At 48.2% G+C, this 16130-nt stretch carries 10 protein-coding genes and 5 tRNA genes; 2 read left to right on the top strand and 13 right to left on the bottom strand.

Annotated features, from left to right (window positions below; genetic code table 11):
• Positions 1–122: 122 nt before the first annotated feature.
• From HMPREF1246_RS02510 to HMPREF1246_RS02520, 3 genes are read right to left on the bottom strand one after another with little or no spacing between them, the layout of a single operon-like run.
• On the bottom strand, positions 123–2150 hold the full coding sequence (locus HMPREF1246_RS02510; RefSeq protein WP_035224175.1) for a TRAP transporter permease: 2028 nt from the start codon (positions 2148–2150) through the stop codon (positions 123–125).
• Positions 2092–2637 (bottom strand): DUF1850 domain-containing protein, encoded by a 546-nt coding sequence (locus HMPREF1246_RS02515; protein WP_009014951.1) that lies wholly within the window; start codon positions 2635–2637, stop codon positions 2092–2094. The genes HMPREF1246_RS02510 and HMPREF1246_RS02515 overlap by 59 nt, the downstream gene beginning before the upstream one ends.
• A gap of 6 nt (positions 2638–2643) precedes the next feature.
• The gene (locus HMPREF1246_RS02520; protein ID WP_009014952.1) at positions 2644–3654 is read right to left on the bottom strand and encodes a TAXI family TRAP transporter solute-binding subunit; all 1011 of its coding nucleotides are present in this window, start codon (positions 3652–3654) and stop codon (positions 2644–2646) included.
• A gap of 745 nt (positions 3655–4399) precedes the next feature.
• Between HMPREF1246_RS02520 and HMPREF1246_RS02525 the strand changes: the two genes are divergently transcribed.
• Positions 4400–5431, top strand: a complete 1032-nt coding sequence (locus HMPREF1246_RS02525; protein WP_009014953.1) for a hypothetical protein — start codon at positions 4400–4402, stop codon at positions 5429–5431.
• 617 nt (positions 5432–6048) lie between these two features.
• Here HMPREF1246_RS02525 and HMPREF1246_RS02530 read toward each other — a convergent pair.
• The 10 genes from HMPREF1246_RS02530 to HMPREF1246_RS02580 all read right to left on the bottom strand — a co-directional run bounded on the left by HMPREF1246_RS02530 (position 6049) and on the right by HMPREF1246_RS02580 (position 14788).
• Positions 6049–7971, bottom strand: coding sequence for a TonB-dependent siderophore receptor (locus tag HMPREF1246_RS02530; protein ID WP_226828459.1), 1923 nt, complete (start codon positions 7969–7971; stop codon positions 6049–6051).
• A gap of 193 nt (positions 7972–8164) precedes the next feature.
• Positions 8165–8530 carry a hypothetical protein gene (locus HMPREF1246_RS02535; protein ID WP_009014955.1) on the bottom strand — a complete coding sequence of 122 codons (366 nt, stop codon included), beginning with the start codon at positions 8528–8530 and terminating at the stop codon, positions 8165–8167.
• Between the two features lie 191 nt (positions 8531–8721).
• Positions 8722–8798, bottom strand: a tRNA-Arg gene (locus HMPREF1246_RS02540).
• A 9-nt stretch (positions 8799–8807) separates the two neighbouring features.
• A tRNA-Gly gene (locus HMPREF1246_RS02545) sits at positions 8808–8881 on the bottom strand.
• 10 nt (positions 8882–8891) lie between these two features.
• A tRNA-Pro gene (locus HMPREF1246_RS02550) sits at positions 8892–8968 on the bottom strand.
• 102 nt (positions 8969–9070) lie between these two features.
• Positions 9071–9145: transfer RNA gene (locus HMPREF1246_RS02560), tRNA-Glu, on the bottom strand.
• A 2-nt stretch (positions 9146–9147) separates the two neighbouring features.
• Positions 9148–9222, bottom strand: a tRNA-Asn gene (locus tag HMPREF1246_RS02565).
• Between the two features lie 183 nt (positions 9223–9405).
• Positions 9406–10950, bottom strand: a complete 1545-nt coding sequence (locus tag HMPREF1246_RS02570; protein WP_021736550.1) for an AbgT family transporter — start codon at positions 10948–10950, stop codon at positions 9406–9408.
• Between the two features lie 614 nt (positions 10951–11564).
• Positions 11565–13112, bottom strand: coding sequence for an AbgT family transporter (locus HMPREF1246_RS02575; protein WP_014129053.1), 1548 nt, complete (start codon positions 13110–13112; stop codon positions 11565–11567).
• 131 nt (positions 13113–13243) lie between these two features.
• Complete coding sequence (locus HMPREF1246_RS02580) at positions 13244–14788, bottom strand: AbgT family transporter (RefSeq protein WP_016459991.1); 1545 nt, start codon at positions 14786–14788, stop codon at positions 13244–13246.
• A gap of 186 nt (positions 14789–14974) precedes the next feature.
• Here HMPREF1246_RS02580 and HMPREF1246_RS02585 point away from each other — a divergent pair, with 186 nt between their 5' ends.
• Positions 14975–15622: an NERD domain-containing protein gene (locus HMPREF1246_RS02585; protein WP_009014959.1), complete on the top strand. Its 648-nt coding sequence runs from the start codon at positions 14975–14977 to the stop codon at positions 15620–15622.
• The last annotated feature ends 508 nt before the right edge of the window (positions 15623–16130 follow it).

Genomic DNA, 16130 nt, shown 5'->3' on the forward strand with positions numbered 1-16130 from the left:
GGCTTCTATTTCTGCATCCACAGTACTTCACTCATGCTTCCGTAAGGTCTTCCCCATTAGGTCATTGATGATATCAAAAAGACTTCCCTACGCATTTATAGGGAAGTCTTTCTCCAATCTTATCACGCAGCTGATTTCAGACCGGCTTTTTTCTTTTTCTGAATCAAAATCAGACCCACAAGTACAGCCGCACCAACGATATCGGTCTGGAAGCCCGGAATCATGAGGCACAATGCCCCAGCAAGGGCCACTACTCGAAGAGGGAGAGCAACCGGTGCATAGACGTAGCCTTCACAGGCAACTGCTAGAAGGAATACACCAAGTGCTGCCGTCGCCGTTGTCAGAAGCCCTTCTACAAGGGTCGTATTAATGAGCATGAGCTGTGGGGACAGCACAAAGATGTACGGAATGATAAAGCCTGCAATAGCAAGACGTACGCTTGTCCACCCCGTCTTCATGGGATTGCCGCCAGAAACGCCAGCTGCCGCAAAGGCAGCCAGGGCAACAGGGGGCGTGAGGTTTGCAAACATGGCAAAGTAGAAGCTGAACATATGGGCCGATGCGTTCGGGATCCCCAGCTTAAACAGTGCCGGTGCTGCAATGGAGGACGTGATGATGTAGGACGGAATGGAAGGAAGCCCCATGCCGAGGATCATGCACGTCACCATGGTAAAGACGAGGGTAAAGAGAATGGATGTCTGGCCCAAACTGATAATGGTATTTGCCATGGTCAGGCCAAAACCAGTCTTGGAGGACACGCCAACGACAATACCGACACAAGCACAAGCCATTGCCACACTGACGGTCTGTTTAGCTCCATCGGCTAAAGCATCAACAATTTGTTTAAGGCTCATTCGCGTTGCTTTTTTCACAGCTGCAACGACAATCGTAACACCAATTGTCAGAACGGCAGCATAAACAACGGTAGAACCTGAGAAAAAGAGCATATACAGAAGGAACAGAATGGGAATAATCAAATGGCCCTGTGCTTTCAATACTTCCATAGCTTTAGGCAGTTGTGATTTAGGGACACCTACAAGCCCATCCTTAGAAGCACGCAGTTGAACCTGAATTAAAATACCCATGTAGTAAAGAAGTGCCGGAATGGCTGCCCATACAATGATTTCTGAATACTTGACACCCAAAATTTCTGCCATGATAAAGGCCGCCGCTCCCATGATTGGCGGAAGGAGCTGGCCGCCGACAGAAGCCGCGGCCGATACAGCACCAGAAAATTCGGCACTGTAACCGGTCTTTTTCATAAGCGGAATGGTAAAGGATCCCGTCGTTACAACATTTGCAACGGCACTGCCATTGATGGAACCCAAAAGACCCGCAGCGACAACAGAAACCTTGGCCGGACCGCCTTTTGTATGACCAGCGAGTGCAAGGGATATATCGTTGAAGAATTTACCCATTCCTGACTTTGTCATCACGCAGCCAAAAAGAATGAAAAGGAAGATATAGCTTGCCGAAACGTTGACCGACGTGCCATAGATACCTTCCGTGTTGGCAAAGAAATGATTCGAAAGGCTCAGCCAGTCGTATCCCCGGTGCATAAACATGCCGGGAAACTCACGGCCATATATTCCGTATAGAATGAAGCCAATACTCAAAAGAGGCAAAGCCTTCCCACTGCATCTGCGGGTCGCTTCGAGGACCAGGGCAACAAGGAGCGTAGCCATAATCATATCAGTCTGACTGGCTCGGCCAGCTCGTTCCACGACACCGAGATAATCGGTATAGATATAGATTGGAACTGCGAACGCAGCGAGCGCCAAAATCCAATCAAGAATAGAAGGTTTCGTCCGACTGGATTTCTTGCGCATCGGATACATCAAAAAACACAAGCTCGTCATCATGGCCACATGAAGACTCCGATGCACCAAAGTCACAGGAGGACCAAAGATAGCCGTATAAAGATGATAAAGCGAAACAAGGATACAAAAAATGTAAAAGAACGATTGCATGACGCCAGTAAATTTACGGGTCGCCGATTCCTTATCTACCTTTTCAATAATGGCCGTTGTTTTAGCCATCATTTCTTCGGACATATCACCGGTAATGACACCATCCTTATTAAGTGGTGCATCACTGAAAGAACTTGCCGAGGTAGGGTTGGTTGTGGATGCTTTCTTCAAATCTTCCATCAAAGAATCCCCTCTCTTCAATTACAAGAATCAATCGAGTATGTTCCGGCAGGAGTCTGCCACTGGTGATAAGCTCGTCATTGAGCTTGATTTTCCGTGTCGCGTAATGGGAGTTGATCCAGTCAATCCGTGGAAATGACTGGTCAATTTCATCCATAAAGATGTTGCCCTTCTCATCCACCCATGTTTTCTTCCCTCTATTTTCTGGGATTCCTGCCCCAAAAGCAGGAAACGAGATGGTATCAAGAATCAATGAATGGTCCGGAGCGATGTGGAAGTACTCATGCCAGTGAATATGTTCGAGTGAATGAATCCAACCAAAAAATAAACGATCCCCAGCTTTGGCAGGGAACTCAACATAGATGTGCTGGGTATCATAATTTTTGATTCTCATGACGGTTTGGCTTGCCCAATGCCACCAGGCCAAAAGTCCAATGGCAAGGGGCAGAAAGACCAAACACAAGGCAATTTTTTGTTTGCCTTTCATCCTGGATTAGAGCTTTCCTTTTTCCTTCCAGAACTTTTCAGCACCCGGATGGAGAATCAGCTGAGTTCCCTTAATGCCACGGAGGCCCGTATCCAGTTTAATTTCACGTTTTGCCGTTGCGTGGGAAGCACCGATGGTGGCAAGTCCTTTTTCAGAATAAATTCCTGTCAGAATGTCATAAACAACATCATCCGGCAGTTTCTTATCAACAAGCATAACATTCATAACAGCAGCCGTCGGCGTATCGACTTCGGTATCATAGGAAGTCTTAGGAATGCTGTATGGCATATAGAACGGGTACTTCTTAGTCAAGTTTTCAATAGCTTTCCCGTCAATAGGGATAAAGCGAATCTTTTTCATCGTACCTAGTTCTTTAATGGTTGCGTTGCCAAGACCGCTCGTTACAAAAGCAACGTCGCACTGACCGTTCTTAATCTGATCGATGGCTTCGCCATAGGACAAGTAGTCAACCTTAGCATCATCATAACTCATGCCATTGGCTTCAAAAATCATACGGGCATTTAGTTCAACGCCAGAGTTTGGGGCACCAACACCGACTCTCTTGCCTTTGATATCAGCAAAAGTCTTGATGCCCGTGTCTTCAGTCGTGACAATCTGGACAACGTTAGGCCACAGGCCCATCATAACGCGCAAATCCGGTTCCTTTTTCTTACCTTCAAAAGCGCCGAATGCTTCTTGGCATTGAATAACCGAGTCCGACATAGCAATGGCAAGTTCACCTTTTCCAGTGAGGATGCCATTGATGTTTTCAACCGTTGCACCTGTTGCCGTCGAAGACGTCTTATAGCCCATCTCTCCTACAACCTTAGAGAATGCACCTCCAATGGGGAAATAAATCCCGCTCGTAGGTCCAGTCAGCACGGTTACAAACTGTTTGCTTCGATCAAGCTTACCATCAGCGGATTTCTTATCCCCGCCGCTACCGCCGCAGCCGGCAATGACGGAACCGGCAACAAGCATGGCTAAAATTGAGGTAACGACTTTTTTGACTTTCATGATAACGCCTCCTTTTTAAACCCTTTTCTGCTATGCTTTCACAATTATCCCATATGGCAATCATTTGCAGTGCTCAATAGGGGACCCACGCATCCTCATTGATAAAATGACTCAACCATAAATGGAATTGCGAAACATATTTTATGAATAAAGAATATCATGAACAGAATTTTACGTCAATATTGTGAACTCTCAATTATTTTACATTTTCTATAATTTACGTATTGCAAAATAAGTATATAAAGTTTGATTTTATCAACTATATATAAAAGTATCTACGAATCACATATATTATTCTTTACATTTTTGCAGAAAATTCTAATACTTTTCAAATCAATTCACGAATTCGTCCGTCCGTGACGGAGTGTAAAAAGAAAGCTCCTTACTAAATTCTTCTTTCAGTCCATCACGATGAATGTTCAAATCGATACGAATGACATTTTAGATTTTAGATAAATCGTTTGCTTAAAACCACCTGTATGGGATTTCCCTAAGATGCGGTAACAGAAGCATGCTATAATGGACCTATCAAACCAGTCCTTACCATCCTCAAAAGGAGTGCCTATGTATCTATCTGATTATCTCATGCTTGCTATTTTGGGAGCTTCCTTTCTTTTTCCTTCTGACGCGCGGACCCATACGGTATGGGTCTTCTGCCTTATCTATGTGTTTATACGTATCAAGCACCGTAAATAATAGGTTCCTGCAGGAATCTTCATTTCATTCGTTCCACAAGGAGGATCTTATGAATAAGAAAATTGCTGCCTCTATCCTACTCACTTGTCTTTCCATGGGGTTTATGGGGGCCGCTCAAGCCTTTCCTTCATTACTTGAAAAAAATGAGGCAGCCCTCTATACTCCGCTACGGCACACGGGGACCCGCTGGACCCTTACCCACTTTTTTGCCCTGTTAGGAAAAAATGACAAAGAAGCCGCAGAATTTTTTGGTGGCGGCACGCCCACTGATTCCGCCGATGGAACATTTACAATTGGCCGCACCTATCCGGTCCGCCTCTTTGGTGAAAACCGGGAAGCGGGAACACTCTATGACCGGGACGGCAAGGTGCAGAGCATTACGGTCCAGCTCGAAGATTCCCGGGCCGCTGCCTATGAACCGGTCCTAACGTGGTACTATGGTGCTCCGACAAAGGTCCAATCGGTTCCGTCTGAAGCAGGAGCCACTTATACAGAATGGACCCATGAAAATGCCCGAATTCGGCTCTACCAAATGTATGGACTGTCGGCCCTTGAAGTCACCCCCTCTGAAAAGAGAGGCCACACGGTTACACCGCCTTTATGGGGCGGTAAGTGGATTCCAGAGGACATTCGCCGCATAACAAGCGGCATGAAAAAGTTTCCGCCCCTTGAAAGGGCCATCATAAAAACCTACGGCATCGACGAGGCGGAGCGGAAAGATACAAGATACGCCTATGAAATCCTTGACCTGGATGGAGACGGGACTCTTGACGTCCTTGCGATTGTTTCCGGGCCTTACACAAGTGGCACAGGCGGTGATTCAGCCCTGTGGGGGACCTTCCGGAACGGCACCTTTGAGGTAAAGCAGACCTTCACCCTCATGAGAACGCCCCTTATTGTTACGGCAGATCCAACAAGCCTCATCGTCCGGAGAAGCGGCGGCGGTGCCCCCAGTAAGATTGTGCGCCTTGACTTAAAGGACGGGAAGTTTGCAGAAAGCCAAGACGAAAATGTCATGAAGAACCTCAAGAAAGATAAAGCCGTCGTCCTCTTTGACGGCGTGCGGGAAATGAGATTATAAGAAAATGCAGAACGGGCCACCATTGCAGCGTGCAAGGGTGGCCCGTAGGCTGTGGGAAAAGAAAGGCTGTCAAGCTGTCTATTCAGGCTTGGCCAAAATGGCTGTCACGAGCCTGCGGCTCTGGCTGTCGAGCTAAAAGGCCTGCTTTGATGCTATATCGCTAAGGCTGCCTTCGGCAGCTGGCTGAGGCGGAAAGCATAGGAAAAAGGGTCTTCCTTGGCTAAGACGCTCCGCTTGGCTAAGACCGCCGATGGCGACAGGCTAAAAACTGTGAGGCCGGCGCCAATTGTGTTGTCGGGGATGCGTTTCTTGTCTGAAGAAGGCAGTTATAAGGCAATATAAAGGCAAGAAAGTCCATGTTTCATTCCAGTACTATCCCTGCCTTACGGGCTTTTGCCTTCACATCGCTCCGCTCAGTTCGATCTGCAGAAAATATTTCAACACCTATTGAATCATCTGATTCCGAATGAAAGAAGAAATCAGATTGAAGCTCCCACCCGAACGCGTCTCTTTGTCCAGGTGGGGCTTTTCTCTCTTTTCTTTAGGTTTAGGGTCGGCGTTATGGTTTTTTCACAACACCTTGACTTGATGCAATCTTTGCGCCGAACCAAACTAAACTAAAACTTCCACTCCGCCCCCACCTTCCAAACCCGTCCGGGAATGGCAAAGCTACTGTCCGTATCGAACGTTTTATCAAAAAGGTTATCGATGCCGGCAAAGACCATCATGCGACCCAGTTGTTTAGTAAGCGATAGATCCATCGTGCTGTAGCTATAAAGGCTTGCTAATCCGGTCCTGGCGCTTTCGATGCGGTAACGGTCGTTCCATCTAGCGGCAAGGCTCACAGTAAAGGGGGCTTTCTTACCATCCGTGTAGGAAACTTCCATTAGCCCCGTGGCTCGGGCCATCCCCGAAAGCGGTTCATGGGTTTCGTCGTCACGCCCATCCATATAGGTATAGGCGGCCCGGATACCGTAATGGTCATCAAAGTCATAATGGAAGTCACCTTCGATGCCTTGAATGGTGGCGCGGTCAACATTTGCATAGGAGTTGATGAGCGTCATATGGCCGCGGCCCGGGATCCTGCCTATGACCTTGCTGACAATAAGGTCTCTTGCCTGATTATAAAAGTAGGTCACGCGGCCTTTTGCTTTGCCCCACTCCCCTTCGTAACCGGCATCAAAAGTGCGGGTCTTTTCGGGGCGCAGGTCCTCGTTTCCGTAGACGATGACCGTCATATAGGGTACGGGCGTTTCTTCCATATCACCATAGCGTTCAAAAAGGGATGGTGCACGGTAGGCAAAGCCATAATTCACCTTGAAACGGTTATGGTCATCCATAAGGTAGGTCAGTCCAGCCCGCGGTGACCACTCACTGCCAAAGTCTTCATGATGGTCCCAGCGGATACTAGGCACAAAAAGCAGTTTCTTCCCGATTTTCCATTCATCGGCACCGTAAAAAGCATACTGATCCGTGCCCCGTTCGCTATATCCCTTGGTGAGGCCTCCCTCGCTCTGAAAACGGTCCGTACGGCTTCCGCCATAACGCGTGCTGCCCGCCTCTAGATGACGGTATTCTGTCCCGTAAGTAAAGGTATGGCTTTCATCGGCGCGGTACGTCACGCGCCCTTCGACGGCACTCGTCGCATACTCGGCCCGGTCAAAATTGTACCCAGTTCCTGCACCCAAATAAGAGTGTTTTCCTAAGCGGTTGTGGTACACCTTGAGATCGTACTCATTTTTTCCGTGCGTCCCTTCATAGGCCAAGTGATAGTCCTGACGATTATTGTCATACCAAGTGGTGCCGCGGCTTTGGACGCTTTGCCGCAGGGATTCGCGCATAAAAGACGCTCCAAAGCGGACACTATCTTCATCCGTCATCTCATAGGTTCCTTCAAAAGAAAAATGGCGTCGGGGCCCAAACATATTGGTCCAGCCTTCACTTTCATCCTTACGGACCTTGGTGAGGTCGTAGCTCATGCCAAGGCTCAGTTTTCCCAGCTTATCCGTATTCAAGCCGCCATACAAGGAAGTTTCGCTGGACCCCGTCGTGACGCCGGCATAAGACGATGCCCCCTCGGGCTTTTTCATAAAGATCTGGATTACGCCGCCTACAGCATCACTGCCATAAAGGGCGGAGGCTGCCCCGCGGAGCACTTCAATGCGGTCCACATCATGAAGGTTGATGCGCCGCAATTCGTAGCCATTGATTGTTTCCGGTGCGTCTTCACCGGCTAGCCGCCGCCCATCGACGAGGATCAGTGTTCCCTTATTGCCCATGCCGCGCAGCGACACCTGGTGCGTCACTTGTGACGACTGACCCTGCATGGAAGTCGGCGTCAGGTCAAGATTCGGCACCCGTTTCAGGACATCTTCCACGGTCTGGGCTCCCCATTTGGCAAAGTCTTTCTGCGTCAATACATCAACTGATTGAGGAATCAGCTTGCGGTCGTTTTTGGTCTTCGTCGCCGTAATAACAATCTCCTGAATAGGCTCGTCTGCTGCAGCCGCAGTGCTTCCCGTCAAAAAAAAAGAGGTCATTGCCACAAAGGCAAAAAACGCCCTCGGTCCATTCTCCATTTCCCATGATCTGGGATTTTTACCCATATTTTAATCTCCCCTATTTTACTTCGTATTTATCACGTTCCTATCATACGAAATGCTCACCTTCTTTGCAACAAAAATAACAAAAAAAGCCACGACCTTACCTAGTCATGGCTATGATAGAATCCTTTCAGTGATTGCAGATTTTGTCAAAGATGTATGGCAGGGCTTCCTTTGCCTCGGCATAGCGTTCATCCGTTCCGCTTAGGATCACACTGTTTTCACGCGTCTGTTCGGCCTTACCGCTGCCGATGGTAAGGGGGCTGTTTGCCGGTTTAAATTCAAGGTACCCATTGATGATCGTCGACTGCAGCTTTACCTGGATAGCAGCAATGGACTTAAAAGGAATGACCTTGAAATTGTTGTCCCCCACGATCCAAAGGCCGCCCGTCTTATCGATGACAACGGCATGATCATGAACATAGAGATTGGCGCCGCAGCAGTCAATGGCATAGCGTTCCATCCCCAAAAATTCCCGGGCCGGGCTAAGCTGCATCTGTGCCTTTTGCTAAACTGCACATTCTTCTGCCGCAGCCTTGATCGAATCGAAAAAGCCCCATATTCCGACCCTTTTTTCGTGGTGGTCTGATTTCATTATATTGGGGCCCAAAAAGAATGCGATTTCTTTCAGGAACCGCACCGTGAAACAAAAAAGCCTTCCCCGAAAGGAAGGCTAAAGATTCGACATGGTGACCCCGGAGTGATTCGAACACTCGACACACGGCTTAGAAGGCCGTTGCTCTATCCAGCTGAGCTACGGGGCCAAAATAAAATGGAGCGGGTGATGGGAATCGAACCCACGTAACTAGCTTGGAAGGCTAGGGCTCTACCATTGAGCTACACCCGCAAAAAAAATTTGGTCGGAGCGACAGGATTTGAACCTACGACCCCCTGCTCCCAAGGCAGGTGCTCTACCAAACTGAGCTACGCCCCGTTATAAACAGCAACAAGATGGTGGGCGCTAACAGGATCGAACTGCTGACATTCTGCTTGTAAGGCAGACGCTCTCCCAGCTGAGCTAAGCGCCAAAAAAAAATGGTGACCGGAGGGGGAATCGAACCCCCGATACCGCCGTGAAAGGGCGGTGTCTTAACCGCTTGACCATCCGGCCATTGGCTCCCCGAGTAAGACTCGAACTTACAACAACTCGATTAACAGTCGAGTGCTCTACCATTGAGCTATCGGGGAATCTTGGTGCGTCCTAGGACGCGGTCACAAGCGTCATTATATCGAAGAGTGGCATTTTTGTCAACGGATTTTATAAAAAAATATGGGAAAAGGAAGAAAGATTCCTTCCTCCCCCACTTTTTCCAGGCAACAGGAAAAGAGCGCCGAAGCCAAAGCTCCAGCGCTCAGAAATAAGCCGAACTCTTACAGGATGCCAGAAGGCAGCTGCATCGTAACGCCAGGTCCAATGGGAAGAACCAAAGTCATCCAAATAATCAGGAAAATAATCCACGCAATCTGCAGGCAGACAGCAATCGGAATGAGGTTCGATACAAGGGTCCCAATGGCCGCTTTGGGCATATATTTTTCCTGGGCTACGGAAAGAATCATCCACAAATAAGGGTTCATGGGGGTAAAGCAGTTTGTTGGTGAATCGCCCAGTCGATAAAGCAATTGAGTGAATCCAGGGTGATATCCCAAAAGCATGAACATAGGAACGAAAATCGGTGCGAAAATGGCCCACTTGGCAGAGCCGGAAGACATGAAGATATTAACGAGACTTGTGATGATGATGAAGACTACACACATGGGAAGCCCCGTAAAACCTACCGTTTCAAGGAAATCAGCCCCTGAAATGGCAAGCAGGGTTCCCAGATGGGTCCAACTGAAGAGGGCTTGGAATTGACCGCAGAAGAAGCAGAAAACGACGAACGCACCCATCCCGCTCATTTGGTGGACCATCGCTTTGTTGACATCCTTGATGCAGGTAAAAGATTTTGTTGTCACGCCGTAGGTAATACCGGCCAAACTGAACATGATAAAGAGAAGGGGAATGAGGCCCTTAAGAAGCGGAGACCCTACAAAAGTATGTCCATCCTTAGACAGGATGCCCGAGAAAAAGCCAACAGCCAAGATGGCAATATAAAGGACAATGACCAGACCCGCACGATTAAGTCCTTTGATTTCAAGTTCCGAAACACCGCCCAGTTCCTCATCAGCACCGGGGCCTTCGTATTTGCCAAAGCGCGGCTCTACGATTTTGATGGAAACAAGGGCAATCATGAAGGCACAGAGGAAAGTAGAGACAAACATGAAGTACCAGTTGCACGTCACGTCTACAGCAAAAACTCCCGCTTTGCCAAAGAAACCATCAATGGCTTGGTTAGTAAGGCCTTGGAGCAGGGAATCGGTCCCCGCAATTATGAGGTTAGCGCCAAAACCTGCTTCCGCACCAGCAAAACCGACCATCATCCCAACAACAGGGTGCTTCTTGACACCGATATAGGCAACAGCCGCAAGGGGCGGAATGACAACCATGGCCGTATCAGATGCAATGTTTCCGCAGACGCCAAGAAAGGCAACAATAAAGGGGACGAGAGAGGGCGGTACGTTCTTCATGCTTCGACGCAGCAGCGCGGAGAGCATGCCTGATTCTTCGCAAAAACCAATGGCAAGGGTCATGGTGATAACAAGGCCCAAGGGGGCAAATCCAGTGAAGTTCTTCACCATCGTCGTGAGAAGCCATTGGATGCCTTCTTTAGTAAAGAAGTTCTGGGATGCCACCAGTTTGTGAGAGGCCGGGTTTTCCAGTGCAAATCCGGCCTGGGTGCAAAGAGCCCCAACAATCGCCGTAATCACAAATAAAATGCCAAATAAGATGGCAGGAGGTGGCAATTTATTGCACACCCGTTCGACCGTATCCAGAAAACGATCGAGGAGACTTGCTTTTTCTTGCAGCTTCTTTTCCATGTTTTTTGAGTTCCTCCTTTGATGGATCCGCAGGCAATGGCTTCATCGGCGGAGGATCCGTAAGGGCCAGGGCGAAATTTCCTCGGATTGACAAGAATCCATAAGGTAAGGGTTCAGGGAAATAACGCGATGGCGATTCCAAGATCACAGGGCGAATCAGTCGGTTGAAGAAAGACAGCACCTTTCATATTGTCTGCGCATTGCAAAAAATAAGTGCATGATGCTGAAATGATGGGTCATTTCGTTTTTTTGATTCTGTATCTATTATAACAGATTTTCATTTTTGTATATCATATTTTCCTTATTTTTCTATTAATTTGTCTATTTCAAAGAGACATAATAGGAATTCTTCTCAAAAATTATTCGTCTTTTCTAACCTTCTTTTTATATCCATTTAGCCATGATTAACTATATGATAGTTTCATTTTATATGCTTTGCCAAATTCTTTTATCGATAATTGTAACCACTGTAAATTATGAACCCCCTTTTTTTCTTTCTTTATTCCCTTTTCACGGGCCTTTTCATTACCGCTGAAAAAGGCTTAAAAAAACACTGCCCTGCAAAATGTTCGCAAGGCAGTACACACGATAATCCATCTAAGACTGTTTTTCCCTTACAAGACTCCTGGCGGCAGCGTCGCACCGACACCAGGACCGATGGGGATTCCCAGGAGGGTCCAGGCGATGAGGAAAATGATCCAAATGACCTGGAGGGCAAGGCCCAGGGGGACGAGGCTCGAGACGAGGGTTCCGATGGCGATATCGGGCATGTATTTTTCCTGGGCTACGGCAAGGACCATCCACAGGTAGGGCATGACGGGGGTAAAGCAGTTGGTCGGTGAATCACCCAGGCGATAAAGGAGCTGGGCATAAGCGGGATGATACCCGAGCATCATGAACATCGGGACAAAGATCGGCGCGAAGATGGCCCATTTGGCAGAACCACTTGACATAAAAAGGTTGATGAGCGCCGTGATGAGAATAAAGGCCACGCTGAGGGGAAGTCCAGTAAAGCCAATTTCCCGGAGCAGCTCCGCCCCTTTGATAGAAAGGAGGGTTCCCATATGGGTCCAGTTAAAAAGGGCCTGGAACTGGCCGCAGAAAAAGCAGAAAACAACGTAGGAACCCATGGCACTCATTTGTTTGACCATGGCTTTGTTGATATCCTTTAGATTCATGAATTTTCCTGTGGTGAGACCGTAAGCAATGCCTGCCGCACTGAGGACAAAAAAGAGGATAGGAATGAGCCCTTTGAGGAGCAGGGAGCCCACAAGGGTATGTCCATCTTTGGAAAGGATGCCCGTAAAAAAACCTGCCACGACGATGAGGATGAAGACAAGGACGACAAGTCCCGCGTTTTTTATGCCGCGCTTTTCCGCCGGCCCGATTTCAGCGACGGTCTCCTCTTCCACGGGCCCTTCATAGGTCCCAAAACGGGGTTCTACAATTTTTTGGGAGAGCCACCCAATCACGAGGGCGACAAGGAAGGTGGAGGCAACCATAAAGTACCAGTTGCAGGTGACATCAACGGCAAAGTCCTGATTTCCCAAAAAGCCTTTGATGGCTTCGTTTGTCAAGCCCTGCAGCAGAGAATCCGTACCAGCGACCATGAGATTTGCCGTAAAACCAGCGTTCGCACCGGCGTAGCCCACGATCATCCCGGCCACAGGATGCTTTTTGACGCCAAGATAAACAAGGGCACCCAAGGGCGGGATAACGACGGCCGCGGTATCAGAAGCAATGTTCCCCAAGGTCCCGACAAAGGCGATGAGGTAAGGCACGAGAGCGGGCGGCACGCGGCGCATGGATCGATTCAAAAGGGAAACCAAGAGACCTGATTCCTCACAAAATCCGATGGCCATGGTCATAGTAATGACAAGGCCCAAAGGCGCAAAGCCCGTAAAGTTCTTCACCATATTTGTGAGGAGCCACTGGATACCGGCCTTACTGAAAAAGTTCTGGGCCGTGACGATATGGTGGGTGGCGGGGTTTTCAAGATGTACCCCCATTTCCGTAAAGAGGGCGCCCAACAGGGCGGTCAGGACAAAGAGCAGACAAAAAAGAATAGCTGGAGGCGGCAGCCTGTTGCAGACCCGTTCGACAAGGTTCATGAAGGCGGCAAGGGTACCTTTTTGCTGGGGTACTTTCTGTATTTTCATCATAATCAACTTCTTCCTTAAATAGTAAAATATCCGGCAAGGCACGAAGCCCCGCCGGATGTTCAAAAAGCGCAGCGCTTTTTCAAACTAGAGAGCGTACGGGTTACCTTTCCCTAAAAGGAAAGTCGTTTTAGTCAGAGAATGCCCGGGGGCAGCTGCATGCCGACGCCCGGTCCAATGGGAAGGCCCAAGGTTTCCCAAACGATGAGGAAAACAATCCAGGCAATCTGAAGGACGATGGCAATAGGAATCATGTTGGAAATGAGGGTCCCAATGGCAATGTCAGGCATGTATTTTTCCTGGGCCACAGAAAGGATCATCCAAATGTAGGGAGACATCGGGGTAAAGCAGTTCCCCGGAGAGTCGCCCAAGCGATAGATGAGCTGGGTAAATCCAGGATGGTAGCCAAGGAGCATGAACATCGGAACGAAGATCGGAGCGAGGATGGCCCACTTGGCAGAGCCGCTCGAAACAAAGATGTTGATGAGGGCCGTAATGAGGATAAAGGCGATGCACATGGGAAGGCCCGTAAAGCCGATTCCTCTGAGGAAGTCAGCACCGGAAATCGCCATGAGCGTGCCCAGATGGGTCCAGTTGAAAAGAGCTTGGAACTGGCCGCAGAAAAAGCAGAAAACAACGTAGGCGCCCATGCCGCTCATTTGCTTGACCATGGCTTTGTTGACGTCCTTGACAGATTTAAAGCTGCCCGTCGTGATGCCATACGTGATGCCGGCAATACTGAAGAGGAAAAAGAGAATCGGGATGAGACCTTTGAGGAGCAACGATCCGACGAGGGTATGTCCGTCTTTGGAAAGAACGCCTGCAAAGAAACCGATGGCGAGGATGGCAATATAGAGCACAACGGCAAAACCGGCACGATGAAGTCCTTTTACTTCAAGGGGGGTCACTTCCTGGATGGTCTCGTCTTCATCTTTGCTGTGATAGACGGGGAACCGAGGTTCCACGATCCTAGTTGAAACAAGGCCAATCACAAGGGAGCACAGGAAGGTAGAAGCAATCATGAAGTACCAGTTACAGGTGACATCAACAACAAATTTCCCAGGTGTACCGAGAAACGCATCAATGGCTTGGTTCGTAAGGCCCTGCAGCAGGGAGTCCGTACCAGCAATCATGAGGTTTGCCGTAAAACCAGCCTGGGCACCGGCATAGCCGACAATCATCCCTACAACCGGGTTTTTCTTGACGCCGATGTAAACGAGGGCAGCAAGAGGCGGAATGACGACCATGGCCGTATCGGAGGCAATGTTGCCGACCGTTCCAAGAAAAGCAATGAGAAACGGTACGATATTAGGCGGTACATTCTTCATACTGCGGCGGAGCATGGCAACAAGCATGCCTGATTCTTCACAGAAGCCAATGGCCATAGTCATGGTGATGACAAGTCCCAAAGGTGCAAAACCGGTGAAGTTCTTGACCATGCTGGTCAAAAGCCACTGGACACCTTCTTTGGTAAAGAGGTTCTGGGAATAGACGACCTTATGGGTCGCCGGATTTTCGAGGCCAAAACCAGAGAAGGTAAAGAACATCCCGACAAAAGCCACGATAAGAAACAGGATACAAAATAGGATGGCAGGCGGTGGCAATTTGTTGCAGACACGTTCAATCGTGTTGAGGAACCGGTCCACCCGGGACAGTTCCTTTTCATTTGTTGCAGCCATAATAGGTCCCCCTTTTAAATAGAATGAGTGCGCTGTATGAAAACCCCAGATGGGGAAATCATCTTTTTTCAGAATTTTAGTACATATCCATTATATCATTGGAAAGGGGCCTCGCCTAGTAAAAACTACGAAAGGCTGATATAATGGAGCATGTAAAAATTTCTCCCTACAAAAAGGAGTCTTGTCATGGAAGACGTTGTCATCAAAATCCTTCCTGATTTCACAATCTGGAAGCTTCATAGTTTCAAAGAAATCCTTATTTTTTTCCTCGTACTTGCTACGGGCCTTGTTGTGTTCCGCTGGAAATGGCTCCAGATGAAAAAAGCCCGCACACCGGAAATGGCCATGAAGCGTGTCAAAAAAGCCATCAGAGAAGGTTCCCATAAAAAAACCTATTTCTTTGTGCCCCCAAAAGGCAGCCTTACAGGCGTCGACCTCATTGCCCTTCTCCCCGGAAAGGCGCTGCTCCTTAGGGTCATCCATAAGGGCTACCGCATCTATGGTCATAATCAGGATTCCACATGGCGTGTGACGGATAATGCGTCAAGCCTCATTGTAAAAAATCCTGTACGGGCCCTTGAGGAATCTGAAGCGGTCTTTAAGGAAACCCTGGCAAAAGAAGGTGCCCACCACGTAAAGGTGGAAACTATCGCCGTCTTTGCTGATAACTACGCCGAGCCATCGTTTTTTACGGAGGAAGACGTCCTCCCCCACTTGGCATCGACGCAGACGCTGAAAAAAGAAGTCCAGAGGATTGTGAAGGAAGAAAAGACACCGGTATCGGAAGGACTCAAGAGTGCCTGTCTGAAACACTATGTACCTGCAGATGAATGATAAAAAATAGAATCACAATGACAAGGGAGCGGGGCTCCCTTTTTTGATGGAAAAGGCTGTTATATTATGAACGTTGAATGCCTCTTTATTCATTTCGTTCATAATTAGCATTGGTCTATTTATACAACACAAGCAGTGTCATTGTCAAGGGATTGGGAGAAATATTAGGGACAATTTGAAAGTATATTGTATGCAATATGTAATCATTATGGAATTGTTTGAAAAAGAAAGGACGAAAAAAGAGAATAAGAACAGGATAAAAAGTGGTCAATGGAAAAATAAACAATGAGTAATGTTCGGATAATGAGAAAAGCCTCAAAGGAACGGATCCAAACCGCCCCCATATAGGAGGCAGCGTCGCTGCCTGTACAGTCTCTTTACTCCACCAAACACAAAAAGGTTCTTTGTCAAATTTTGGGGTGCTAAAGTGTCTATGCACTCCTGGAGAGGACATGCACTGAATACAGTGCGTGTCCTTTTTCGTTGCGTGTGTTAATGTACAAGATCC

The sequence above is a fragment of the Acidaminococcus sp. BV3L6 genome (genome assembly GCF_000468835.1).
Taxonomy (GTDB): Bacteria; Bacillota; Negativicutes; order Acidaminococcales; family Acidaminococcaceae; genus Acidaminococcus; species Acidaminococcus intestini.

Excerpts from the sequence above, each read along its gene's own strand:
- HMPREF1246_RS02510 (WP_035224175.1), bottom strand. The coding sequence starts at position 2,150 with ATGGAAGATTTGAAGAAAGCATCCACAACCAACCCTACCTCGGCAAGT.
- HMPREF1246_RS02515 (WP_009014951.1), bottom strand. The coding sequence starts at position 2,637 with ATGAAAGGCAAACAAAAAATTGCCTTGTGTTTGGTCTTTCTGCCCCTT.
- HMPREF1246_RS02520 (WP_009014952.1), bottom strand. The coding sequence starts at position 3,654 with ATGAAAGTCAAAAAAGTCGTTACCTCAATTTTAGCCATGCTTGTTGCC.
- HMPREF1246_RS02525 (WP_009014953.1), top strand. The coding sequence starts at position 4,400 with ATGAATAAGAAAATTGCTGCCTCTATCCTACTCACTTGTCTTTCCATG.
- HMPREF1246_RS02530 (WP_226828459.1), bottom strand. The coding sequence starts at position 7,971 with ATGACCTCTTTTTTTTTGACGGGAAGCACTGCGGCTGCAGCAGACGAG.
- HMPREF1246_RS02535 (WP_009014955.1), bottom strand. The coding sequence starts at position 8,530 with ATGCAGCTTAGCCCGGCCCGGGAATTTTTGGGGATGGAACGCTATGCC.
- HMPREF1246_RS02570 (WP_021736550.1), bottom strand. The coding sequence starts at position 10,950 with ATGGAAAAGAAGCTGCAAGAAAAAGCAAGTCTCCTCGATCGTTTTCTG.
- HMPREF1246_RS02575 (WP_014129053.1), bottom strand. The coding sequence starts at position 13,112 with ATGATGAAAATACAGAAAGTACCCCAGCAAAAAGGTACCCTTGCCGCC.
- HMPREF1246_RS02580 (WP_016459991.1), bottom strand. The coding sequence starts at position 14,788 with ATGGCTGCAACAAATGAAAAGGAACTGTCCCGGGTGGACCGGTTCCTC.
- HMPREF1246_RS02585 (WP_009014959.1), top strand. The coding sequence starts at position 14,975 with ATGGAAGACGTTGTCATCAAAATCCTTCCTGATTTCACAATCTGGAAG.